We start from the raw sequence: 21,356 nt of genomic DNA on the forward strand, positions 1-21,356 counted from the left end.
ACCGTATATACGACTTGACCCGGAACCTTTGCGGTTCCGGGTCAAGTCAGTCATTCTGCATCACGGGCACGCCGCGATAGCAACGATGCCGCGCGATTTACGCTCACTCGGCGTCGGCGGTGTTCTCGTCGTCCTTCTTGGCGAGCTCGTCGGCGACGGCGGCCGCGGCGGAGGCGGCTTCGACGCTCTCGGACTCTTCGTCCTCAGCGGCCTCGCCGAGGAAGGAGCTCAGGTCGAGGGTCTCGCCTTCGGACTTGAAGGTGACGGCGCGCATGCCGGCGAGCAGGCCCTTGGAGCGGCCAACTTCCTGCACGGCGGAGCCGAGCTGGCCGTTCTTGACGATGGCCTGGATGAACGCGGACGGATCCATGCCGTACTGCTGGGCGATGGAGGCGAGGAAGTTGGTGACATCGGCCTGGGAGACCTTGACGTCCAGCTTCTCGGCCAGGGCGTCGAGCACCATCTGGTCGGTGAGCTCCTTGACGACCTGCTTCTCGGCGTCGGCCTTCTGCTCATCGGTGGCCTTGGACGGATCGGCGGTCACGTTCTTGAGCTGCTGCTCAAGCATGTCGGCCTTGACGCCCTTCGGCACCGGGATCTCGGCGCCTTCCTCAAGCTTGGCGATGAAGGCGTCGCGGGCCTCGGTGGCCTGACGGCCTTCGGCGTCGCGCTCGGCGGCCTTGCGCACGTCGGCCTTGAGCTCATCCAGCGTATCGAACTCAGAGGCGTCCTGGGCGAAGTCGTCGTCGAGCTCCGGCAACTCCTCGGTCTTCACGGAGTTGACCTTGACCTTGACGAGCGCCTCTTCGCCTTCGTGCTCGCCGCCCTGCAGCTTGCTGTTGAAGGAGGTCTCCTCGCCGGCGGACAGGCCTTCGAGGGCCTCGTCCAGACCGTCCAGCATGGTGCCGGAGCCGAGCTCGTAGCTCACGCCTTCCTGGGAATCGACGGACTCGCCGTCGATCTGGGCGTCGAGGTCGATGTTCGCGAAGTCGCCCTTGGCAGCCGGACGGTCGACGCCGACCAAGGTGCCGAAGCGCTGGCGCAGGGATTCGAGGCGGTTGTTCACGTCCTCATCGGTGACCTGGGCCTTGGGCACGTCGATCTCCAGGCCGTCGAGTTCCGGCAGCTCGATGTCGGGACGACGCTCGACGGTCGCGGTGAACTTCAGCTTGGTCTCGTCCTTGGCGGATTCGGGCACTTCCTGCACGTCGATCTCCGGCTGGGACATCGGATGGATCTTCTTCTCCTCAAGCGCCTTGGAATAGAGCTCCGGCACGCCGTTGTTGACGGCCTCGCCAGCGACGGCCGCGAAGCCGATGCGCTGGTCGATGATCTTGCCGGGGACGTGGCCCTTGCGGAAGCCGGGGATGTTCACCTGCTTGGCGATCTCCTTGCGGGCGGCATCCAGATACGGGTTGAACTCCTCCGGGTCGACGGTGATGGTGAGCTTGACCTTGGTGGGTTCGAGATTCCTAACGCTGATTTTCACGCTTGCGCTCCTGAAAGTCGTTTATTCTACTTCATCTGCCGGTAGGCAACCTCTACATGATAACGCGACTTACGGACGCTGCGATGAGATTCACCTGCCAGTCACGGGCGCCCTGCGATTTGAGGAATTCCGCGACATCGCGCTTGCGCGGTTCGTCGGTCCAGCACAGGTTGCGCAGGATCTGCGGCTTGACGATGATTTCGGCGGGGGTGCGGGTGTCGTCGGCGATCCGGGAGACGACTTTGCGCACGTCTTGCAGCAGCCGCATACGCTGAGGGTGCCTGGTGGCCCAGAGCTTCATCGAGCGAGGTGCGTTCGCATGCTCCTCGTCGGCCACGGGCGCCGGCATCACCGGCCATTGCGACGGCGGCAGCTCCAGCGCGCGCCGAATCGTCTCTCGCCATACCGAGGGCTTGACCTTGCGCTGAATCGGCGCGTACCGTTCGAACATCTTGTCCTGCTCGCCGCCGGTGCGCATGCGCACGCGCTCGTTGAGCGACCTGATCATCCTGAATTCGCGGGCGTTGCGGGGCTTTCGCGACGCGGCCTCGACTATCGAATCGTCGGAGAGCAGCAGTCCGGGCGCGATGTCATAGGCGCGGGCGAGCTCGTCTCGCTTCTCCCACAGCGCCTTGGCCACGGCGAGGCCCTGATGGTCCTGGCTGACGGTGTTGATGTGCGATATGCGCAGCCAGGGCACCGGATGCTCCCGTCTGGGTCCCATGCCGGTCTGCAGCGCATACCGGAACTCCTCGTCGGCCCATCCGTCCTTGCCCTGCACCTTCAGCTCGCGCTGCATCTTCCGGCGCAGCTCAATCAGCAGTTCGACGTCCAATGCGGCGTAATTGCGCCAGTCCCTCGGCAGCGGCCGATATGACCAGTCAGCGGCGGAATGCTCCTTGGCGAGCGTGACGCCCAGATAATGCTCGGTGACCGCGGCGAGACCGAACCGGTGCAGCCCCAGCATTCTCGCGGCGATCTCGGTGTCGAACAGGGCCTGCGGCGTCAGGCCGATGTCGGCGAATCCGGGCAGGTCCTGCAACGAGTCGTGTAATATCCACACGGCATCGCCGACCGCGTCGTTGAACATGCCCCAGTCGGCACCGGCGCGGGTCAGGGCGACGGGGTCGAGCAGCACTATGCCGGCGCCTTCGCGCTTGAACTGCACCAGCCAGTCCTCGTGGCCGTACCGGAATCCGGAGGCGCGTTCCGCGTCGGCGGCCAACGGCCCGGCCGCCCCGGCCAGACGGTCGCATACCTCCCGAAATCCTTCAAGTGTGTCGGTCACATCCGGAACACCACCTCGCGGCTGCGTCTGCAGCCTCGGCTCATCGGTCAACTGACGGCTCCTCCTCGCATTCGCTGGCGGACTGCACGAATCGCGCCCAGCACTGCACCTGGCCGCCCGCGTCCAAACCGCCATCCATGCTAGCAAGGGGTGTCCATGAGACACGCATCTCGCAGCCGGCGGTTCCTTCCTGAGCGAGTCCGAACGACGTGTTCTGCGTGACGGTGACCGTACCCGACACGTCACCTAAGGAGGCGTCATCCACGAACGAGCACATCCCGTCCCAGTACATGCTCGGGGCGAGGCCATCGTTCTCGTCGGACGGCAACGGCAGCTGCGCGTAGGCGACGCAACGCCAATGGGAGTGCCAGTCCTCGCGTTCGCGCTCGACGTACAGCAGCATGATCCAGCCCGAGGCCATGTGGGCGTCGCCGAACGAACGGGAGTCGTCATCCGCGACGCATTCCATTTCCACGCCGATGCCGTAGTCGGCCAGCGTCGAGGGCACGGGAAGCTCACGGTAGCGCATGCCCGTCACCCGCGGCATGGAACGCACCGATTCCACCGCCGACCAGACCGCGTCCGGCACGCCGACCGGGCGTTCAGGCATGTCGGCGTCCGGGTGCCGCATCGTTGCGGAGCCCCTCGGAAACGCGAAGATTTCAGCCATATATACAGGCTACGGTGTCGTCGAAGATTTTACGGTATTTCCACACACAAGATTGTGTAGGTTTTCGAGTCCGACACCGCAGAGAACGGTTCCCTATCAGTACACGACGAATCCGTGCGACTGGAATTGCTCCGTCACGCGCTTCTTCAACGCGGCGGACGGGCCCTTCTGATGCTCAAGAGGATACGGGATGCGCAGCTCATGCCACTTCGGGCGCCCGAGCTGGTGGAATCCCAGCACGTCGATGTGTTCGACGGCCCCGTCGAAGCTCTCGCAGATCCTGGCCACGTTCTCGATGTTCTCCTCCGAGTCGGTCAACCCCGGCACGAGCACGAACCGCACCCAGATCTTCTTGCCGGCCTTCGCCAGCCGCCGTCCGAAGTCGATGGTGGGCTGCAGCAGCCCCCCGGTGACCTTGTGGTAGGTCTCCTCGTCGCCCGACTTGACGTCGAGCAGGCACAGGTCGATGTCGTCGATCATCTCGTCGGTGTAGTTGGTGTTGAGGAAGCCGGACGTGTCGAGGCAGGTGTGCACGCCCATCTCCTTGGCCGCGTGGAACACGCGCGAGACGAACGCCGGCTGCATCATCGACTCGCCGCCGGAGAACGTGATGCCGCCATGCGTGGCCTTGAACAGGTCCTTGTACCGGTCAACCTTCTTGATCATGGCGTCGAGGTATACGGGCTGCCCGTCGCGCATCTTCCACGTGTCGGGGTTCTGGCAGTACTGGCAGCGCAGGGGGCATCCGGACATGAAGACGGTCATGCGCGTGCCCGGGCCATCGACCGACGTGTTGATGTCCCACGAGTGGACGAAGCCGATGTCGCCGCTTTTGAGCGCGTGGATGCGGTCGCGCCTATCGAGGCCGATGGGCGATTCGAAGCCGGAAAGCCCTCCCATCAGGGTCTGCGAGGCGTATTCCTTCGACGCTTTGAGCATATGCGGCCGTGTGGTGCGGAATTGCGCGATATCAGACATCATCGTCCTCCTTGAAAGTACTTCCTGTATTCCATACTACAAACGTTTTGCGCGGCGTCCGCCCGCTATGGACTTCATGTCGTGTGAGGATCGTCACGCGGATTCCAAAGCGCGCCGTCCTGCCCGACCATATGAGAAGGGGACGAAGCCGGTCGGCCTCGCCCCCTTCATCGTCCGGTCGTCACCGTCTGTCAGTCGGTGACCGAACCCTGGTGGAAGGTACGGGAGATCACGTCGAGCTGCTGCTCCTTGGTGAGCTTGACAAAGTTCACCGCGTAGCCGGAGACGCGCACGGTCAGGTGCGGGTACTTCTCCGGGTGCTCGACGGCGTCCTCAAGCTGCTCCTTGCGCAGGACGTTGATGTTCGCGTGGTACAGGCCGTGGCCGTTGCCGGCGTCCAGGATGCCGACCAGGTTGCCGATGCGCTCATCCTCGTCGCGGCCCAGGCCGTCGGGGGTGATCGTGTTGGTCAGCGAGATGCCGTCCAGCGCGTCGTTGTAGTCGATCTTGCCGACCGAGAACATCGACGGCAGCATGCCGTGCGAGTCCATGCCGTTCTCCGGGTTGGCGCCCGGCGCGTACGGCGTGCCCTTCTTGTGGCGGGACGGGAAGGAACCGGTGTTCTTGCCGTACTCCACGTTGGAGGTGATGGTCAGGATGGACTGCGTCGGGACGGCGCCGCGGTACACGGGCAGGCGCTTGACCTGACCCATGACGGTGGAGACGACCCACTTGGCGATGTCGTCGGCGCGGTCGTCGTCGTTGCCGTAGATCGGGAAGTCGCCTTCGGTGCGGTAACCGACGATCAGGTCGTCATCGGCGCCCTCGACGTACTCGTACTCGTGGCCTTCAAGGTTCTTCGCGTCCTTGTTGTAGATCGGGTAGACCTTGGCATACTTGACGGCGGACAGGGAGTCGGCGGCGATGGACAGGCCGGACATGCCGCAACCGAGGGTGCGGTACACCTCCTTGTCGTGCAGCGCCATCTCGATGGACTCGTAGGCGTACTTATCGTGCATGTAGTGGATGATGTTCAGAGCCTTGACATACACTTCAGACAGCCAGTTCAGGGCCTTCTCGTAGTTGTTCTTGACCTTCTCGTAGTCGAGCGTGCCGTCGGCCTCGGGAGCGATGGGCTCGATGACGCCCTTGTCGATGACCTGCATGCCGGTCATCTCGTCACGACCGCCGTTGATCGCGTACAGCAGGGCCTTGGCGGAGTTCACGCGGGCCGCGAAGAACTGCATCTGCTTGCCGACGCGCATCGGGGACACGCAGCAGGCGATGGCCGCGTCGTCGCCCCAGTGGTTGCGGATCTCCTTGTCGGACTCGTACTGGATGGCCGAGGTGTCGATCGAGATCTTGGCGCAGAAGCGCTTGTAGCCTTCCGGCAGCTTCGGATCCCAAAAGATTGTGATGTTCGGCTCGGGGCCGGGTCCGAGGTGCTCCAGCGTCAGCGTGTTGAGCAGACGGAAGGAGGTCTTGGTTACCATCGGACGGCCGTCGTCGCCGAAGCCGGCGTCGGACCAGGTCGCCCAGTACGGGTCGCCGGAGAAGATCGCGTCGTAGTCCTTGGTGCGCAGGAAGCGCACGATGCGCAGCTTCATGACGATGTTGTCGATGATCTCCTGGGCGTCGGTCTCGGTGATCTTGCCGGACTGCAGGTCACGCTCGAAGTAGCAGTCGAAGAACGCAGAGTTGCGGCCGAAGGACATGGCGGCGCCGTCCTGGCTCTTGACGGAGGCGAGGTAGCCCATGTAGGTCCACTGCACGGCCTCCTGCGCGGTCTGCGCCGGGCGGGTCAGGTCCAGGCCGTACTCGTTGCCGAGGTTGATGAGCTGCTTGAGGGCCTTGATCTGCTCGTCGTGCTCCTCGCGGAAGCGGATCCAGTGCTCGATCTCCGGCTCGGTGAAGTCGTTGCGGTACGGCACGGAATCCTTGTCGCGCTGCTTGAACTTGATCAGCGCGGCGACACCGTACAGGGCCACGCGGCGGTAGTCGCCGATGATGCGGCCGCGGCCGTAGGCGTCCGGCAGACCGGTGAGGATCTTGTTGTGGCGGGCGATCTTGATGTCCTTGGTGTAGACGCCAAAGACGCCGTCGTTGTGGGTCTTGCGGTACTTGGTGAAGATCTTCTTGATCTCCGGGTCCGGCTCCTTGCCGGCCTCCTTGATGGCCTGCTCGACCATGCGCCAGCCGCCGTTCGGCATCATCGCACGCTTGCAGGGGACGTCGGTCTGCAGGCCGACAACGACGTTGTCGACCTCGGGGGAATCGATGTAACCGGCCGGGAAGGCGTCGATGCTGGCCGGGATGTGGGTGTCGACATCGTAGACACGCTGCTTGCGCTCGACCGCCAGGTAGTTGTCGTCGAGGTACTTCCACAGGTGCTTGGTCTTGTCGGTCGCGTCGGCCAGGAAGGACTCGTCACCGGTGTACGGGGTGTAGTTCTTCTGGATGAAGTCGCGAACGTCGATGTCCTTCTGCCAGTCGCCTTCGACGAAGCCGTCCCAGGCCTTGGCCTGAAGCTCTTCGGCAGTAAGAGCGGTCGCATCAACTGCTGTCATATTCACTCCTTGTGTCGTGCAACGCATCTTCACGTTGTTGTCAAGAAATGATTCTACTAGCCGGTCGATGTGAGCTGGCTGAGAGACGGCGTGACTTATCTCACATTCACGCCGTGTCGTCAGTCGTCGCGGTCGTCGAAGCCGTCGTCGCGGCCGTCCGAGGGCGTGTTCTCGCCCCATTTGCGCCACTTGCGATTGGCTTCCGCCCACAGCGCATTGCGCTCCTTGACGATCTTCCACGCCTCAAGGGCATCCTCGCGGGTCTTGTACGGCCCCATGCGGTGGGAGCTCGGTGAGAGCATGCCCAACTCGGGCTGCTCGGTCTTCGTGTTGAAATACCACTGCTTGTCGGTCATGGCGTCCTCCCCGCACCCATGGTAGCGCGCCGCGGCGCCCGGCACCGCGCCTATGCGGCGGCCGGGCGAGCGCTCCCCCTACTCACGGAACGCGTTGGTGACGGGCAGACGCCGGTCGCGGCCGAACGCGAGCGCGGTGACCTTCGGCCCGAGCGGATACTGGCGGCGCTTCCACTCCGCGCGGTCCACCAGTCGCATCACCGTGTCGACGGTCTTCTCGTCGAAGCCGTCGGCCAGCAGGTCGGCGCGACCGTGCGCATGCTCGATGTATGCGGCGAGCACCTTGTCGAGCAGTTCGTATTCGGGCAGCGAATCGGAATCCTTCTGCCCCGGGCGCAGCTCGGCGCTCGGCGCCTTCTCGATGCTGCTGACCGGAATCATCACGCCGCCGGGCAGCGGCGTTCCGGCATCGCCGTTCTCATTGCCGACGATGCGCAGCCCGCCGATGCCGACGCCTGCGGCAGCGGCCCGGTTGCGCCAGCGGGACAGTTCCCAGACACGGGTCTTGAGCAGGTCCTTGATCGGCGCGTATCCGCCGACGGCGTCGCCGTAGATGGTCGAATAGCCGCACGCCAGCTCGGACTTGTTGCCCGTGGCGACGGCGAGCAGACCGAGGCTGTTGGAGTACGCCATGACGATGACGCCGCGGATGCGGGCCTGCAGGTTCTCCGCGGCCACGCCTTCGAGCTTGAGCTGGCCCTGGTACACATTGAACATGGGCTCGATCGGCTGCACGTCGTAATGTGCGCCGATGTTGGCCGCCAGGTCGGCGGCGTCGTCCTTGGAACCGATGGAGGAATACATGCTCGGCATCGAGATGCCATGCACATTGTGTCCGCCGCAGGCGTCGGCGGCCATCGCCGCCACCAGCGCGGAGTCGATGCCGCCGGACAGGCCCAGGCACACGCCGGAGAACCGGTTCTTCGCCATGTAGTCCTTCAGGCCCAGCACGCAGGCGGTGTACACCTCCTCGTCCGGGTCGGGAAGGTCCGCGATGTCGCCCGTCGTCTGATGCTCGGCGTCCGTGTCGAGGTCGAAGAGTCCCAGATGCTCCATGAACATCGGGGAACGTTCCAGCAGCGTGCCGTCGCGGTCGACAACGAAGCTGCCGCCGTCGAACACCAGGTCATCTTGACCGCCGACCTGGTTCACGTAGATCATCGGGGCGCCGACCTCGGCCGCACGCCTGACCGCGAGGTCGTAACGCGTATGGGTCTTGCCCTCCTCGTACGGCGAGCCGTTCATCGTCATCAGCACGTCGATATGCTCGTCGGCGAGCCGGGCGACCGGCCCGCCGTCCTGCCAGATGTCCTCGCAGATCGCCACGCCGATGCGCACGCCGTCGATGTCGAGCACGACGGTGCGGTCGCCGGCCGCGAAGATGCGGAACTCGTCGAACACGCCGTAGTTCGGCAGGAAATGCTTGTCGTAGCCGGCCCAGACCATGCCGTCGTGCAGCACGACCATGCGGTTGCGAGGTTTGTCGGACGCGTGGTCGGTGCCGACCGTGCCGACGGCGACATACAGGTCGCCCAATCCGTCGGCCTCCAGCTCGGTCGCCAGCCAGTTCGCCTTGTCCCACGCCGCCTTGCGGAACGTGCGGCGCAACGCCAGATCCTCGATGGGGTATCCGGTCAGCGTCATTTCCGGGAAGATGACGACGTGGGCGCCTTCATGCGCGGCGAGATGCGCGTAGTGCATGATTTTGTCGGCGTTGCCGTCGAGGTCGCCGACGCAGGTGTCGATCTGGGCAAGGGCAAAACGAAGATGGGTCATAGTGTCCTATAGTACCCAGCCGAGATGACGGACGACAGGGGCGGCACATGCCGTCACGCGGGATGATCCGTCCCACCGCCCGTCAGCGAAGCTCGGCGAGCACCCGCAGCGAGGCGTTGACGTAGAAGTCAACGGCGGGCCCGATCGCGCCGTCCACGCCGACGAAGTGCGGACTGTGCCAGTCGGCGCACCCTGGTTCCCCGTTCGAGCCGATGAACGCGAACACCAGACGGGCCCCGCATCCCGAGAACTCCACGAAATCCTCCCCCGCCATGCTGGGATGTATCGGCTTGAGCGCCGCGTAGGAGGGCACGTCGGCCGCGACCGCCTCGGACAGCTCCTCGTCGCCGACCAGCGGCACCTGGATGCAGTCCCAGTCCACGTCGGCCGCGATCCCGTACGCTTCGGCCGTGTGCTCGACCTCCGCCACGAAACGCCGGTGGACCAGCCGTTCGTCGTCCTGGTCGAAGAAGCGCACGGTGCCCTGGAATCCCGCTTCGGCGGGCACGACGTTCCACACGTGCCCGCCATGCACTTCGGTGATGGACAGCACCACGGCGTGGAACGGCGAGATGTTGCGGCTCACGATGGTCTGCAGGGCGAGGATCATCGAGGCGAGCGCCTCGATGGGGCCGGTGCCCTTCTGCGGGTACCCGGCATGGGTGCCCTGGGCGTGCAGCGTGACCTTGAACTTCACGCAGCCGGCCATCATCGGCTGAGGGCCGATGGCGATCTGTCCGGGGGCGTAGTTCGGGTTGTTATGCGTGCCGATGATGGCCTTCACGTCATCCGTCGCGTCGGATTCCACGACCGTGCGGGCGCCCAGGCCCACCTCCTCGGCCGGCTGGAAAACGATCTTCACGCTGCCTGCGATGCGGTCGCGGTGATCGGCCAGCCAGAACGCCGCGCCCAAAAGCCCGGTCATGTGCAGGTCATGGCCGCAGCCGTGCATCACGCCGGGGTTCAGCGAGCTGAACGGCAGGCCGGTGTCCTCGGTGATCGGCAGGCCGTCGATGTCGGCACGCAGCGCGATGCGCGGTCCCGGCACCTCTCCCTCGATGAGCGCGACGACGCCGGTCTCCAACGTCGTGTCGAGCACGTCTATGCCATGCCCGCGCAGCAGACGGGCCAGATACGCGCTGGTCTCGACCTCCTTGAAGCTGCGTTCGGGATGCTGATGCAGATAATGCCGTATGCCGATCAGCTCGTCCGTGACCCCGACATGTTCGACCATGATTTACGTTCCTTCCCCGCGAGATGTCATGCCATGTTACCTCTGTAGCTTCAATATACGCTTGGCGATGGCGTTCGCGATGCCCTGCACGATCTGGACCAGCACGATCATGATGATCACGGCCGTCCAGGTCACCGTCTGGTCGACTTTCTGATAACCGTCCAGTCGGTCTGGTGGCCGGCGATGTCGTACGCATGGGACCAGGGACTCATCGCGTCTCCTCCTTGTCTGCCGCGGACGGCTGCGGCGATGGCGTCCTCGTAGCCTATGGGGTCCGCCGCCGTGCCGAAGTCGATGACATCGCTGGAACGTGACAGCTCCCCCGAGAAAGTCGCGCACCAGCGCATCGTCGCCCGAGAACTCGTAGGTGATCGAGCCGATGGCCGAACCGGATACCGTGTCGATGAACCGCTTGGTCACCGCCTGCTGGGGTGCCGCGAACACGTTGCACACATCTCCGCGCTCCACGACCCGGCCGGCGCTCATCACGGCGACCACGATGAGTGCGATGACGATGTTGCGCACGGTATGGTTGACGCGCACCGGCTCATTGTCGGGAGAGCCCGCCTGTTGTGTTGCTGCTGTCATGTTCGTTCCCACTCTGATTGGTTGACAACGCCCACCATACGGCAGCGACGGCGGCAGTCTCGGGGCGGGTCTGATAACGCGTTACGGGATGCCATCCAGTGCTGTTCATACACTGGGGATGACCGAATTTCGTATCGCGGAGGTTGCGTACATGGCATCGGACGACATCATGACAGCGGGCGCCGGAGGCGCGACGGCCACCGTGCGCGCCGACATCAAGGCGGCGTTCTTCGACATCGACGGCACGCTGACGAGTTTCGTGACGCATGTGATCCCGCAGTCCTCCATCGACGCGCTGCACGAGCTGCAGGATCGCGGGGTGAAGGTGTTCATCTGCTCCGGTCGGGCGCCGTCGCACATGACCGTCGTGCTCGACATGATGCCGGTGCACTTCGACGGCATCATCGCGCTGAACGGGCAGTACTGCTTCGACGACCACGGGCTCCTGGAGAAGGAGTCGCTGCTGCCCGAGGACATCGTCACCATCACCCGCTGGCTTGACGAGCACCCCGACGTGGTGGCGAACTACTGCGAAAAGGATTACGTCTACTTCAACCAGATCACCGACGCGATGCGGGCCACGTGGCGCCAACTCGGCAAGACCGCACCGACCGTGAACATCGACGATCCGCACGAGAGGGCGCTGAAGTATGAGACGTTCCAGATCAGCCCGTACATCAGCTTTGAAGATGAAGCGAAGCTGTCCGCCATGTGTCGCAATGTCAGAGGCGTGCGCTGGCATCCGGACTTCACCGACCTGATTCCCGCCGACGGCGGCAAACCCGAGGGAATGAAGCGGTTCATGCGGCATTACGGCTGGACGCGCGAGCAGACCATCGCGTTCGGAGACGGCGGCAACGACGCCGACATGCTCGCCTTCGCCGGCATCGGCGTGGCGATGGGCAATGCGACCGAACCGGCGAAGGCCGCGGCCGACTACATCACCGATGACGTCGACCACGACGGCATCATGAACGCGCTCAAGCACTTCAACGTCCTGTAGCTCCCTCCCCTCCCGCTGGCGGGAGGTGGCGCGCAGCGCCGGAGGGTGGTAACAGACCCGGCACGCATACGAAGAGCCCTGACCCGACGAGGGTTCAGGGCTCTTCCATGTGTATCGGAGTGTCGGCTTCGAATTGCCGCCGCGCTTACTTCACCACTTCGATGGACATGATGCCGGCAGGTTCGAGCGGCGCGTCGGAACGGTCGGTCGGCACGGCCTCAAGCTTGTCGACCACGGCCTTGGACTCGTCGTCGGCGACCTCGCCGAAGATCGTGTGGTGTCCGTCGAGCCACGGGGTCGGCACGGTGGTGATGAAGAACTGGGAGCCGTTGGTGCCATGCGCCTTGCCGTCGCGGCCGCGACGCAGGCCGGCATTCGCCATGGCCAGCAGATACGGCCGGTCGAACATGAGTTCGGGGACGATCTCGTCGTCGAAGTCGTAGCCGGGGCCACCGGTGCCATTGCCCAGCGGGCAGCCGCCCTGGATCATGAAGTCCTTGATGATGCGGTGGAAGGTCAGGCCGTTGTAGAACGGCTCATGGGACGGCTGGCCGGTGAACGGGTCCGTCCATTCCTTCTCGCCGGTCGCCAGACCGAGGAAGTTCTTCACGGTCACGGGCGTCTGATCGTCGAACAGGTTGATGGTGATGTCACCTTCGGAGGTGCGCATGATGATGGTAGTCATGGTCCCAAGTGTCTCATGGGCTTGAGACCGGGCGGGAACCCCAATCCCGTCATGCTTTGAGGGCATGGACGGGGAACTCGAGCCGGACGGGACCCCGGATGGCACCCCGGACGGCACGAAACCGGCCAGGGCACCTTTAGCGACACCCGAGATCCCGCCCTCGACCGGGGCATCGGGGTTGAAGGGACTGACAAGGAACCTGGGGGAGCCGGCACCTACCAAAGCACCTGGCTTCTCGGCGAAAACTCCATACTCGGCCGATTTTGCATATCCAGCCTCGGCTTTGCTGAGAATTGCGTCATCCATTAGGGCGCTCGGCGTGACACCTAGAAAATCGGCGGTCGTTACAAGATCGCTTACTGACCATCCAACTTTGCCACACATTTTCATGGACATAGCACTCTTGGTAATGCCCAAAGCTTCTCCAAGTGCCTTTTGTGTTTTTCCGCTTAGTCCTAGATAAACTCTCACGTTGGTCGGGATCGCCGCTTCAGCGCGCTGTCCTTTATTCAAAGGTGTTTCTGGTGAGACTTCCGATGTGGACATATGATCACTTCCCAAAATAGTTCAGAATTTCTTAATTAAGTGTCTCATACGATTTGCGTTCAGTCAAACTGTACGCTATAGTGAAGTACAGTAAAAATGAACCAAGTCAGAAAGAAAGAACTATGAATGGAGTGACCCAAAGGATAAGTGCTCTGGTAAAGGGTGAGGGACTTACTTGTGCCCAACTCGGTTCATTGCTTGGTTTATCGAAAACTTCGGCGAATGGAAAACTCTTGGGACGCATTGGCTGGACAACTTCAGACATCGTTGTGTTGTCCGAGCACTTCCGTGTGTCTACCGACTATTTGCTGGGGCTTGATGCTGATCATGAGGAGGTTGCGTGATGGCTGGTGGAATCTATGAGCAGTCCGAGTGGCCGGACAGCCGGTGGGATTGCGTCACGGTGTGCGATGGATGCCACACAGTGGTCTGGGGCACGTTCTGGGACGACTACGATTCGGCCGCCCGCGACGCTTATTTCGCCCGTAACGGCTGGCGCAACTACTGCGTCCCGGGCGACACGGAGATTTTGGAGCTCTGCCCGGACTGCGCCGTGCGTGCCCTGCGTCGCGGCGAGACCCGCGGACTGGCCGACACCTGGCTCCGCCCCACGCATGCCTATACGCATGCCTTCCGGGAGGTCGACGCGCAGCTCTCCGCCCGCGAACGTGTGGTGGCGGGCCTGTTGTTGACCGAGGGGAGGGCGTCATGAGCAACGAAGTGTCATGCGACAGTGTGGCCCGCCGCGTCAACGGCGAAAACCCACTGGATGTCCTTGTCGGTGTTTCCACGCCGTATGGCCCGTTGCTCACCGACGACTATGGTCGGCCCATACGTTTTGCCGAGTACGGAGACGGACCATGCCGCTTCGGGGATCGTCCCATCCAGGTCATGAAGCCATATGAGTGGCTCGCCGACCGTGTCTACGTATTTGATGACGAGGCCGTCGCACCGTTCAAAGACGATGTGGCCCGCTTCGTGGTTGAGGCCTGCCGCTGCTTCGTTGGTGGTGACGGAGACCATGATCGCAGCGTGGTGCCGTGCCGCGAAGGAGTCGCAGAACAACTTGATCTTTCGTCCGACGCCTTCACGCCGATGGTCGGGTCTGACGGCAATGCCGTCAGTTTCAGCTATCAGCCGTGTGACCGCCTTCGCTGCGTCTGCTCGACCAATCCCCAAAAAGGCCTTGGTGTGTTCCATGTATGGACTGAGCGAGGCGCCACCTACCAAGCGGTTCTGGGACCATGCGCCTATGAGCGTCGGCCTGAGAAAGCCTTGACCCTGCCAGACGAACTCTGGTCCAGGAATGAATCCTGGATGCGCGATTTCTTCGAGCAGGAGACTTCCGATTTCCTCTGCCTCGGCGTGGTTTCGCGCCGGACGAATATCAGGTTCGTTGAGGGAGGTGGTGCGAGGGGTTGATTTCATTTGGTTTTCTCTTTCTCTGAATCGATAAAGGAGGTGTTGGTCTGATGGCGATTGATGGTGTAGGGGTACTGGCCATGGATTCCGGTGCCGGTGGCATGAGCGACGAAGCCGGAAGACTTGTTTTCTCCCGCGACCCGTCGGGAACGTTCATCGACGGTATGGTCTTCGGAACTTCAGGAGGCGGTGAGAACGCCAATCTCGAAGTGCTGTGTGCGTTGCCCTACGAGCTTGTACGCCCACATGCTAGTGCCTCTGTCCTGGGTCCGCTGGTCGGCGCAGGGAATGTGAAGAGGCTGTCCCTGAGCGTCAAATACCTTGATGGTGAGATATCCGTCGGGCGGTACGACCGTGTATCCGGCTTTCTCGTTGAGCAGGCGCGCGCCCTCGTTGGTGGGGATGCTGAGTATCAGCTCAGCGCCGTGGTCTGCCGCCCAGGAGTCGCAGAACGCCTTGATCTGCGATCCGATGCCTTCGCGCCGATGCTTCCTGACGACCGCGATCCCTTCGATGATGGCTGCATGCTCGGCGAAAGCCTCTCGTATCTGTGCGGCATGGACCCCGCTCGTCCCGGTGCGGTATATGAGCGTCTCGGCTACGCAAAGGGCTGGCTGGATGAGGGCCGCGCCTATCAGACGGTCCTGTCCCCATACGCCTATGTACGTAGGCCTGATCGTTCCATCATCGTGTCTGACGACTGCTGGAACGCTTTGATCGAAGTCTTTGATGTCCCTGATGAGCAGGCTCTTGATTGCCTTTGCCTCGCCATCCGTTGCGGCGGCGCGTGGCCCGTCGACGGCGAGGGAGGTGGTGCGATGGTCTGATCCCATTCGTTTTTCTCTCTTTCTCTGCAACTAAAAGAAAAAACGCCCGTTCCCGATGTTGGAGCGTCGGGGACGGGCGGTGCAACCAATATTCCGAGCGGCCGCGGATCCCGTATCTTGCCGGATCCCGGTCCGTGGCCGCCCAATGCATTGTCTTGGAGTAGTGATCACACATGAACGACCTTACTAAAGCCTTCCGCATGTCTTGCTCTGTGTCTCCCGAGTGTAACCGGGATTTTCACGCGTCGGTTTGGACGTTCCCGGTCGTGGTGGCATTCGCCCGCCACAACGGTCCGGGCTCCGTCGATTCCCGCCGCCTGGCGTCGATGATGGCGCACCCGTCCATGGAAGGGAGACTCGCGTGAACTGGCTCGCAATCGTATTGATCGTGTTCGTCGCGTTCTCATGGCTGATGACGCTGGCCCTGTGCCGGACGGCACGTCTCGGCGACGAGATGTTCGCCAGATTGGCCGACGAACGCCGTGCCGCCCAGCAGCGTGAGGAGGAGCGTCCGTGAGCAACATCGCACTGTCATGGGCCTTCAAATGCCACGTGGGCAACGCCAGCGCGAAGGCCGTGCTCGTCTACCTCGCGGACCGCGCGGACGACGATGGCACCGCAGCCTATCCGAAGATCGCGACCATCGTCAACGTCACCGAACTCTCGGAACGGACCGTGCGCACCGCGTTGAAGACTCTCCAGGAACGCGGCTTCATCCGCCGTGGCGACCAACGGTACGCGCGCCTCGGCAAGGGCGGCAGGAACCGTCTGCCCCAGTACTGCCAGATCGTGTGGGACCTCGCGGTCGAATCCGACCCGTCGACCCTCGAATGGATCAAGGAGACGCACACGGCGGAACACGACCCGAAGACCATGGGCAATACCGTGGACCCCGCCGCCTCCACCATCATGGAAAACGGCGAATCCAAGGACGTGACTCCGGAAAACGCTGGAACGAAGCCGATTCCCAGCACTGCAAATCTCGCAGGGCTGGAAAAAGGGCCGGAACCGGCACTGCAAATCCCGCAGGGCCAGCACTGCGAGAGCTGCACCCCCAGCACTGCAAATGCCGCACCCCCAGCACTGCAAATCTCGCAGAGCTGTATATATAAGGATAAAACCCTCCAGGTAAACCCTCCTAGTAAACCCTCCTTCCCCTCTGCCCCTACGGGGCATCTCCCCGCAAGCGGGGCGGCCGCCGCCGAAAAGAATAAAAACGAACAACTCGACGAGGACGACACCGAGATCGCCGAAGCGGCCGGACGGGTCCTCGCCTCGCTCGGCGAGCAGCGCTCGATGCTCGGCCTGGCCACGCCCTCACCGACCAAAGCCGACCGCAAGGCCATCATCGGCCTGTACCGCAGGCTCGTCGACCAGGGAGCGCAATGGCCCACCCTCGTGATGGTCGACGCGATCGGCTTTGCCATGAACGGCGATTGGTGGCCCAAACGCATCCGCACCGGCCGGGCCCTCGCCAGACACTGGGACGAACTCAACGACGACATGATCCTCGCAGCCGGCCGCACAGACGGCGACGCACACGCGCAGACGGTTCCGCCGGCCGAGTCCACGGAGCCGGATGCTGCGCCATGGCTGCCCGACTGGGCCGTGAAGACGCTGGCCGAATTGGACGGCCAGGACGCGACGGCCGGAGGGGAGGCGACGGCATGATCACGCGCATCGACTGTTCCGAGGCGGGTTTCGACGAATTCCTCCTCGCCAACCCGCAGCTCGACGGGCACGAGGACCTGATCTGGCAGCTGCATGCCGTCTACTGGCGCAACAAGCGCCTCGGCCATCCCAAGACCGTCGGCCTGCTGATCCAATACGCCCGGGCATGGGCCGCCCGCAATCCCGGCGAAACCGCCATAGGACGCCTCCAGGCCCACAAGACGCCGATGACGCAAGGACGGCGGCCATGAACGGGCGGGACATGATGCCGGCCTGCGCGAGAATCGCCGCGGTCGACCCGGCCATGGCGGATCGCATGTGGAACACGACGACCGACGACGATGGCCGGGACCTGGTCGACGAACGGATGCGCGGCAAGGGCCGCGTGCTGTGTGCCGCGTGCCCCATGCGCCTCGACTGCATCAGCCGCGCTCTCGTCAACGGTTGGAAGGACAAGGCCGTGTACGGCGGGCTCGACTATGCGAGCCGCTGGCCCCTCGCCCGACTGATCGCCCGTGACCTCCACATCGCCGACGGCGGCCTGCACCGGATCCCACGGAGTCGGGTCCGTGACTGGCTGGCCGACCACCCGGACTGGGCCGAACGCATGCGCCGTGATGGCCGCGACTACTGGCGACGGACCAAACGCCGCCAACGCTCGCGCCGCGAATACACGCACGACGATCCGCTGTTCCTCCCGACCGAACCCGTGCCGAAGGGCCTGGTCCAGGGCAGCCTCTTCTGACCGCTTCCCGTCGCGATCCGCGTGGGACGCGGCACAAACCGCAATACCGAAAAACCAACTAACCGAAATGCCGAAAAACCGGATACCGACATACCGAGATAAGGAGAAACCGATGAACGACAAGAAGAACCGCGAGCCGATGGTGATCGCGTTGGCGACGGGCAAGGGCGGCAGCATGAAGACCACCAGCGCCGTGTTCCTGGCCTGCGCCCTCGTGGACCAGTCCCGGGGCGAGCAGCGCGCGCTCGTCGCCGACGCGGACGTGCAGGGCGACGCGAAGGACTGGTGGTACAGGGCCGCCGAGCTGGACGACCCGCTGCCGTTCGACGTGATGTCCGCCGCGCCGGCCGACATCGCGCACCTGCACGGGATCAACGGCCGTCTCGACGACCCCGTCGACTGGGTGCTGATCGACTCCGCCCCGTACGGGCGCGCGTTGGACGAATCGGTGAACAACGCCGACCTCGTGGTCATCCCGTCGAGCCCCAGCCGCATCGACCTCGACCAGGCCGCCGGGGTGAAGGACCTGTGCGACCGGCGCGGCGTCCCCGCCGCGATCCTCCTGTGCCGCACCGAGGCCAACACGACCGCCCTGCGCGACGCCCTGGCATGGATCGACGACGCGGGCATCGCGTGCTTCGAGACGCTGATCCCGAAACGGCAGGACATCCTCAACGCGAAATCCACCCGCCCCCGCGGGTCCCGCCTGCACGAGTACCGCGACCTGGCCGCCGAACTCAAGCAGACCATGCGACAGCTCAAGGACGAGGAGGAGGACCTGTGAGGAACATGAACCTGACGCCCCGCCCGCGCGACCTGACCACGCTGCTCAACAGCGACCGGACGGAACCGGCGGATACCGGAAGACCGGAATCGGTGGATACCGAGATACCGAAAAACCGGAGGGCCGTGAAACCGAGCGACGCGGAGGGCTGGGTGAAGACCAGCGTGAGCCTTCGCGCCTCGACCCGACGCCGGCTCAAGGCCTGGGCCGCCGAGCATGACATGCGCATCCAGGAAGTGGTCGATGCCGCCCTCGAAACGTACCTGGGCCTGGAATAAGCTGTGAACCCATGAAAGGAGAACAAATGACAGAGAAAGAAAAGGCCATCGAAGACGAGACCATCGAACTTCCGACCGGGCCCGCGGAGAAGAAGAAGCCGCATCGCGGAAGGATCGTCGTCATCACCGTCGCCGCACTCGCGCTGCTTGCGGCGGGAGGCATCGCCTGGAGGACGCACGAGGACCGCCTCATGGCCGAGGCCAGGGCGGACTGCGCGGCCGAGAGCGAACGTCTCCGCGTCGCGACGACCGCGTACGACGCGCTATTGAACGGCAAGGCCGCCAGCATGGCGAAGACCGACGTGAAAAGCGTGAAGGACGCGAAGACCCTTGACGTCCTGTCCAAGGCCATGAAGGCGTCCACGCCGAAGACCGTGTCCTGCAAAGCGGATTCGAGGCCCGGCGTGCAGGATGCCACGAAGGGCGTCACCGCGAACGCATCATGGTACAAGGCCCACACGAAGTCCCTGAACGGGCTGGTGAACGCGGTCGAAACGTCCAAACTCGACAAGACCGTGGACGACGCGAACACGCTGTACAAGGAGACGGACGGCAGGGTGGCGGACGACAAGACCCGCGCAAGCCTGATGGACGCCATCAGAAAACGCGACGCGGACGCCATCGCGAAGGCCGTGAAGGAGGTCAACGAATCGAAGGCGGCGAAGGAGAAGGCCGACGCGGAGGCGAAGGCCAGGGCCGAACAGGAGGCCGCGGCTGCCGCGCGGCAGGCGCAGGCGCGGCAGTCATGGCCCTCGTCCGGTTCAGGCCACACCGGCTACACCGGCAACGGTTATTCCGGCAACACGTCCACACCGAGTGGCGGCTCGCCCGGGGCATCTTCCTCGGGCTCCACCGGAAGCACCCACTACAGTTGGGAAGAAAATAACGGCGACCAATACGACTGCAAGCCGGGTCAGTTCTGCCCCATCGGCTGATTCCCTCCCATCCCCTCTCCTCTTTCAGGGCCCCGCGGCATCCGTCGCGGGGCCCTTCCCACCCCCCCGGCGGATGTCCAAACCGACGCCCCCCGGACGGTGGTTCCATGGTGTGCGTGCACCGGACGCGCCCGATTCCCTTTCTCCCTGATTCTCATTTCGTGGCCCAGGGCCTTCAGTCTAATGACCCATATGGTGCCTAGGACCTTTGTAATCAATCCCGGCGCTCTTGTCATCCCCGTCTTGCCGGGCAAGGTTCTTCCGCAGCGTGTCGCCGAATCTGTCCAGCAGATCCGCTCTGTTGCGGATCGGATCGGACGCGCGAAGGGACTTGTCATCCCTGATCCTGCGAATCGTTCCGATGTGCTTCGTGAGCTGGTCCCGGATGGCGTCGAGGCGTTCGGGAGCGAACATGCGCATGCGTGACAGTTCGTGCGCCGCCTCGTCGGGCCAGTCCGACAGGGCGTCCAGGTCGAACCGGCTCCAGTCCTCCACCAGTCTGAGCTGCCGCAAGGCCGAGGGGCGGCCGGTCGCGGTGTAGAACGGCTTGGCGAACCAGTCGCGGTCGTCCACGTCGAGCTCGCCGCTCCACAGGCTCGCGCCGGTGTCGTAGATCGGGGCCGGACGGACCGCAAGGGTCTCGATGTTCCGGATCAGACCGAAATTGTTGTAGTGCCGGTCGGTGTTGCGCATGAGGTAGTCGGCCACGAGCCAATCGTCCGTGGCGTCACGAACCGCCCGTTCGTCTGCGCCGAAGCCGACTGCGGCGTGGATCCACTGGTCATGCGAGTTGAGTCCATTGGTGGTTTTGACGGATTGGAGCACCTGCCAGGCGGAGACCAGCTCCTCATGATTGGAGAGCATGTCCGCGCATGTGGACACCAGACGGTTGCCGTTGCGTGCCAGGGAATACCGGACGGCCGGAACGCCCAATCGCATGCAGAGCTTCGAGGCGATGACCTCGTTCATCGGCTCCTGGCCAGTACGGCCCGACTTGACGAGCAGCCTCCTGCCGGTGGTTTTGTCGATCGTCCAGCGTTTGGGAAGGTCGCCGCCAGTGGACACGTCGGGAGCGTTGAGGCTGATGTCATGGGACGACGAGTACGAGGTGAGCAGGATCTCGCCCAGCGCCTCGTTGAAGGGATTGTCGAAGAAATTGACGTCCTTCCATTCGACCGGATCGTCCTCACGTCTGACCCAGTACTGGTCCGACAGGCTCAGCCCGTAGGTCCTGTCGAGCAGTTCGTCGGTCGATGCCGCGCCAAGCGATTCGAGCACACGGCGAATTCCGTCACGGGTGGAGGGAATGGCGCGGGACCTCCACCATTCGTCGATCCTCTTGGCGTACAGCGCGCTCTTGCCGTGCGTGGTGAACTCCAGGGGCAGACGATCATGGTCAAGGACCTCGCCCGAGGAGCACGCGCGGCCGGACGCGGGATCGTATTCGAATGCGAGGACCGGATGGCCCCCGCACATGATCAGCTTGCGTGGCATGCTCCCCCTTCCTTTCTGAC

At 63.7% G+C, this 21,356-nt stretch carries 23 protein-coding genes; 10 read left to right on the top strand and 13 right to left on the bottom strand.

Going from position 1 to position 21,356, the window contains the following annotated elements:
* Positions 1–103: 103 nt before the first annotated feature.
* From tig to MMB49_RS09665, 9 genes are all read right to left on the bottom strand, one after another.
* Positions 104–1,489 (bottom strand): trigger factor, encoded by a 1,386-nt coding sequence (gene tig, locus MMB49_RS06110; protein WP_003813666.1) that lies wholly within the window; start codon positions 1,487–1,489, stop codon positions 104–106.
* 52 nt (positions 1,490–1,541) lie between these two features.
* Positions 1,542–2,828 carry an HRDC domain-containing protein gene (locus tag MMB49_RS06115; protein WP_047272417.1) on the bottom strand — a complete coding sequence of 429 codons (1,287 nt, stop codon included), beginning with the start codon at positions 2,826–2,828 and terminating at the stop codon, positions 1,542–1,544.
* A complete protein-coding gene (locus MMB49_RS06120; protein ID WP_021648583.1) occupies positions 2,818–3,447 on the bottom strand; it encodes a DUF3000 family protein in 630 nt (209 codons plus the stop codon). The genes MMB49_RS06115 and MMB49_RS06120 overlap by 11 nt, the downstream gene beginning before the upstream one ends.
* A 96-nt stretch (positions 3,448–3,543) precedes the next feature.
* Positions 3,544–4,425 (bottom strand): pyruvate formate-lyase-activating protein, encoded by an 882-nt coding sequence (gene pflA / locus MMB49_RS06125; protein WP_003813671.1) that lies wholly within the window; start codon positions 4,423–4,425, stop codon positions 3,544–3,546.
* A gap of 191 nt (positions 4,426–4,616) precedes the next feature.
* Complete coding sequence (gene pflB / locus MMB49_RS06130; protein WP_003819332.1) at positions 4,617–6,992, bottom strand: formate C-acetyltransferase; 2,376 nt, start codon at positions 6,990–6,992, stop codon at positions 4,617–4,619.
* Positions 6,993–7,111: 119 nt separating this feature from the next.
* On the bottom strand, positions 7,112–7,348 hold the full coding sequence (locus MMB49_RS06135; protein ID WP_033509912.1) for a hypothetical protein: 237 nt from the start codon (positions 7,346–7,348) through the stop codon (positions 7,112–7,114).
* 78 nt (positions 7,349–7,426) lie between these two features.
* Positions 7,427–9,124 carry an NAD+ synthase gene (locus tag MMB49_RS06140; protein WP_003813676.1) on the bottom strand — a complete coding sequence of 566 codons (1,698 nt, stop codon included), beginning with the start codon at positions 9,122–9,124 and terminating at the stop codon, positions 7,427–7,429.
* A gap of 82 nt (positions 9,125–9,206) precedes the next feature.
* Positions 9,207–10,358: a M20 metallopeptidase family protein gene (locus MMB49_RS06145; protein WP_047272419.1), complete on the bottom strand. Its 1,152-nt coding sequence runs from the start codon at positions 10,356–10,358 to the stop codon at positions 9,207–9,209.
* Between the two features lie 36 nt (positions 10,359–10,394).
* Entirely contained in the window at positions 10,395–10,946 is a 552-nt protein-coding gene (locus MMB49_RS09665) for a hypothetical protein (RefSeq protein WP_003813680.1), read from the bottom strand.
* Positions 10,947–11,097: 151 nt separating this feature from the next.
* Between MMB49_RS09665 and MMB49_RS06155 the strand changes: the two genes are divergently transcribed.
* Positions 11,098–11,949: a Cof-type HAD-IIB family hydrolase gene (locus MMB49_RS06155; RefSeq protein ID WP_047272472.1), complete on the top strand. Its 852-nt coding sequence runs from the start codon at positions 11,098–11,100 to the stop codon at positions 11,947–11,949.
* Between the two features lie 145 nt (positions 11,950–12,094).
* On the opposite strand, the gene MMB49_RS06160 is transcribed toward MMB49_RS06155, so the two are convergent.
* Positions 12,095–12,634 (bottom strand): peptidylprolyl isomerase, encoded by a 540-nt coding sequence (locus MMB49_RS06160; RefSeq protein ID WP_047272421.1) that lies wholly within the window; start codon positions 12,632–12,634, stop codon positions 12,095–12,097.
* Positions 12,635–13,302: 668 nt separating this feature from the next.
* On the opposite strand from MMB49_RS06160, the gene MMB49_RS06165 reads away from it, so the two are divergent.
* The gene (locus tag MMB49_RS06165) at positions 13,303–13,524 is read left to right on the top strand and encodes a helix-turn-helix domain-containing protein (protein ID WP_039198768.1); all 222 of its coding nucleotides are present in this window, start codon (positions 13,303–13,305) and stop codon (positions 13,522–13,524) included.
* Positions 13,524–13,892, top strand: a complete 369-nt coding sequence (locus tag MMB49_RS06170) for a hypothetical protein (RefSeq protein WP_047272423.1) — start codon at positions 13,524–13,526, stop codon at positions 13,890–13,892. Before MMB49_RS06165 ends, MMB49_RS06170 begins: the two co-directional genes overlap by 1 nt.
* Positions 13,893–13,903: 11 nt before the next feature.
* On the opposite strand, the gene MMB49_RS06175 is transcribed toward MMB49_RS06170, so the two are convergent.
* Positions 13,904–14,608 carry a GNAT family N-acetyltransferase gene (locus MMB49_RS06175; protein ID WP_320109766.1) on the bottom strand — a complete coding sequence of 235 codons (705 nt, stop codon included), beginning with the start codon at positions 14,606–14,608 and terminating at the stop codon, positions 13,904–13,906.
* A 173-nt stretch (positions 14,609–14,781) separates the two neighbouring features.
* Positions 14,782–15,435, bottom strand: coding sequence for a GNAT family N-acetyltransferase (locus MMB49_RS06180; protein WP_047272428.1), 654 nt, complete (start codon positions 15,433–15,435; stop codon positions 14,782–14,784).
* Between the two features lie 355 nt (positions 15,436–15,790).
* On the opposite strand from MMB49_RS06180, the gene MMB49_RS06185 reads away from it, so the two are divergent.
* The 7 genes from MMB49_RS06185 (at position 15,791) to MMB49_RS06215 (ending at position 19,842) form a co-directional block, all read left to right on the top strand.
* Entirely contained in the window at positions 15,791–15,946 is a 156-nt protein-coding gene (locus MMB49_RS06185; RefSeq protein ID WP_047272430.1) for a hypothetical protein, read from the top strand.
* Positions 15,943–17,100 carry a helix-turn-helix domain-containing protein gene (locus tag MMB49_RS06190; RefSeq protein WP_047272432.1) on the top strand — a complete coding sequence of 386 codons (1,158 nt, stop codon included), beginning with the start codon at positions 15,943–15,945 and terminating at the stop codon, positions 17,098–17,100. The genes MMB49_RS06185 and MMB49_RS06190 overlap by 4 nt, the downstream gene beginning before the upstream one ends.
* Positions 17,097–17,351 carry a hypothetical protein gene (locus MMB49_RS06195; protein WP_047272434.1) on the top strand — a complete coding sequence of 85 codons (255 nt, stop codon included), beginning with the start codon at positions 17,097–17,099 and terminating at the stop codon, positions 17,349–17,351. The genes MMB49_RS06190 and MMB49_RS06195 overlap by 4 nt, the downstream gene beginning before the upstream one ends.
* A complete protein-coding gene (locus MMB49_RS06200; protein WP_047272435.1) occupies positions 17,348–17,845 on the top strand; it encodes a WhiB family transcriptional regulator in 498 nt (165 codons plus the stop codon). Before MMB49_RS06195 ends, MMB49_RS06200 begins: the two co-directional genes overlap by 4 nt.
* Positions 17,846–17,957: 112 nt before the next feature.
* Positions 17,958–18,629, top strand: a complete 672-nt coding sequence (locus tag MMB49_RS06205) for a ParA family protein (protein WP_003816882.1) — start codon at positions 17,958–17,960, stop codon at positions 18,627–18,629.
* Between the two features lie 5 nt (positions 18,630–18,634).
* Positions 18,635–18,907 (top strand): macrolide ABC transporter ATP-binding protein, encoded by a 273-nt coding sequence (locus MMB49_RS06210; protein ID WP_047272474.1) that lies wholly within the window; start codon positions 18,635–18,637, stop codon positions 18,905–18,907.
* Positions 18,908–18,933: 26 nt separating this feature from the next.
* A complete protein-coding gene (locus MMB49_RS06215) occupies positions 18,934–19,842 on the top strand; it encodes a colicin transporter (protein ID WP_101357247.1) in 909 nt (302 codons plus the stop codon).
* Positions 19,843–20,022: 180 nt separating this feature from the next.
* Here MMB49_RS06215 and MMB49_RS06220 read toward each other — a convergent pair whose 3' ends face one another.
* Positions 20,023–21,336: a HipA domain-containing protein gene (locus MMB49_RS06220; protein WP_047270557.1), complete on the bottom strand. Its 1,314-nt coding sequence runs from the start codon at positions 21,334–21,336 to the stop codon at positions 20,023–20,025.
* Positions 21,337–21,356 lie beyond the last annotated feature (20 nt).

It is taken from the genome of Bifidobacterium sp. SKU (assembly GCF_026016405.1).
Lineage (GTDB): Bacteria > Actinomycetota > Actinomycetes > Actinomycetales > Bifidobacteriaceae > Bifidobacterium > Bifidobacterium bifidum.

Excerpts from the sequence above, each read along its gene's own strand:
- MMB49_RS06120 (WP_021648583.1), bottom strand. The coding sequence starts at position 3,447 with ATGGCTGAAATCTTCGCGTTTCCGAGGGGCTCCGCAACGATGCGGCAC.
- pflA (WP_003813671.1), bottom strand. The coding sequence starts at position 4,425 with ATGTCTGATATCGCGCAATTCCGCACCACACGGCCGCATATGCTCAAA.
- pflB (WP_003819332.1), bottom strand. The coding sequence starts at position 6,992 with ATGACAGCAGTTGATGCGACCGCTCTTACTGCCGAAGAGCTTCAGGCC.
- MMB49_RS06135 (WP_033509912.1), bottom strand. The coding sequence starts at position 7,348 with ATGACCGACAAGCAGTGGTATTTCAACACGAAGACCGAGCAGCCCGAG.
- MMB49_RS06140 (WP_003813676.1), bottom strand. The coding sequence starts at position 9,124 with ATGACCCATCTTCGTTTTGCCCTTGCCCAGATCGACACCTGCGTCGGC.
- MMB49_RS06145 (WP_047272419.1), bottom strand. The coding sequence starts at position 10,358 with ATGGTCGAACATGTCGGGGTCACGGACGAGCTGATCGGCATACGGCAT.
- MMB49_RS09665 (WP_003813680.1), bottom strand. The coding sequence starts at position 10,946 with ATGACAGCAGCAACACAACAGGCGGGCTCTCCCGACAATGAGCCGGTG.
- MMB49_RS06155 (WP_047272472.1), top strand. The coding sequence starts at position 11,098 with ATGGCATCGGACGACATCATGACAGCGGGCGCCGGAGGCGCGACGGCC.
- MMB49_RS06160 (WP_047272421.1), bottom strand. The coding sequence starts at position 12,634 with ATGACTACCATCATCATGCGCACCTCCGAAGGTGACATCACCATCAAC.
- MMB49_RS06165 (WP_039198768.1), top strand. The coding sequence starts at position 13,303 with ATGAATGGAGTGACCCAAAGGATAAGTGCTCTGGTAAAGGGTGAGGGA.
- MMB49_RS06170 (WP_047272423.1), top strand. The coding sequence starts at position 13,524 with ATGGCTGGTGGAATCTATGAGCAGTCCGAGTGGCCGGACAGCCGGTGG.
- MMB49_RS06175 (WP_320109766.1), bottom strand. The coding sequence starts at position 14,608 with ATGAAATCAACCCCTCGCACCACCTCCCTCAACGAACCTGATATTCGT.
- MMB49_RS06180 (WP_047272428.1), bottom strand. The coding sequence starts at position 15,435 with ATGGGATCAGACCATCGCACCACCTCCCTCGCCGTCGACGGGCCACGC.
- MMB49_RS06195 (WP_047272434.1), top strand. The coding sequence starts at position 17,097 with ATGATCACGCGCATCGACTGTTCCGAGGCGGGTTTCGACGAATTCCTC.
- MMB49_RS06200 (WP_047272435.1), top strand. The coding sequence starts at position 17,348 with ATGAACGGGCGGGACATGATGCCGGCCTGCGCGAGAATCGCCGCGGTC.
- MMB49_RS06205 (WP_003816882.1), top strand. The coding sequence starts at position 17,958 with ATGAACGACAAGAAGAACCGCGAGCCGATGGTGATCGCGTTGGCGACG.
- MMB49_RS06210 (WP_047272474.1), top strand. The coding sequence starts at position 18,635 with ATGAACCTGACGCCCCGCCCGCGCGACCTGACCACGCTGCTCAACAGC.
- MMB49_RS06215 (WP_101357247.1), top strand. The coding sequence starts at position 18,934 with ATGACAGAGAAAGAAAAGGCCATCGAAGACGAGACCATCGAACTTCCG.
- MMB49_RS06220 (WP_047270557.1), bottom strand. The coding sequence starts at position 21,336 with ATGCCACGCAAGCTGATCATGTGCGGGGGCCATCCGGTCCTCGCATTC.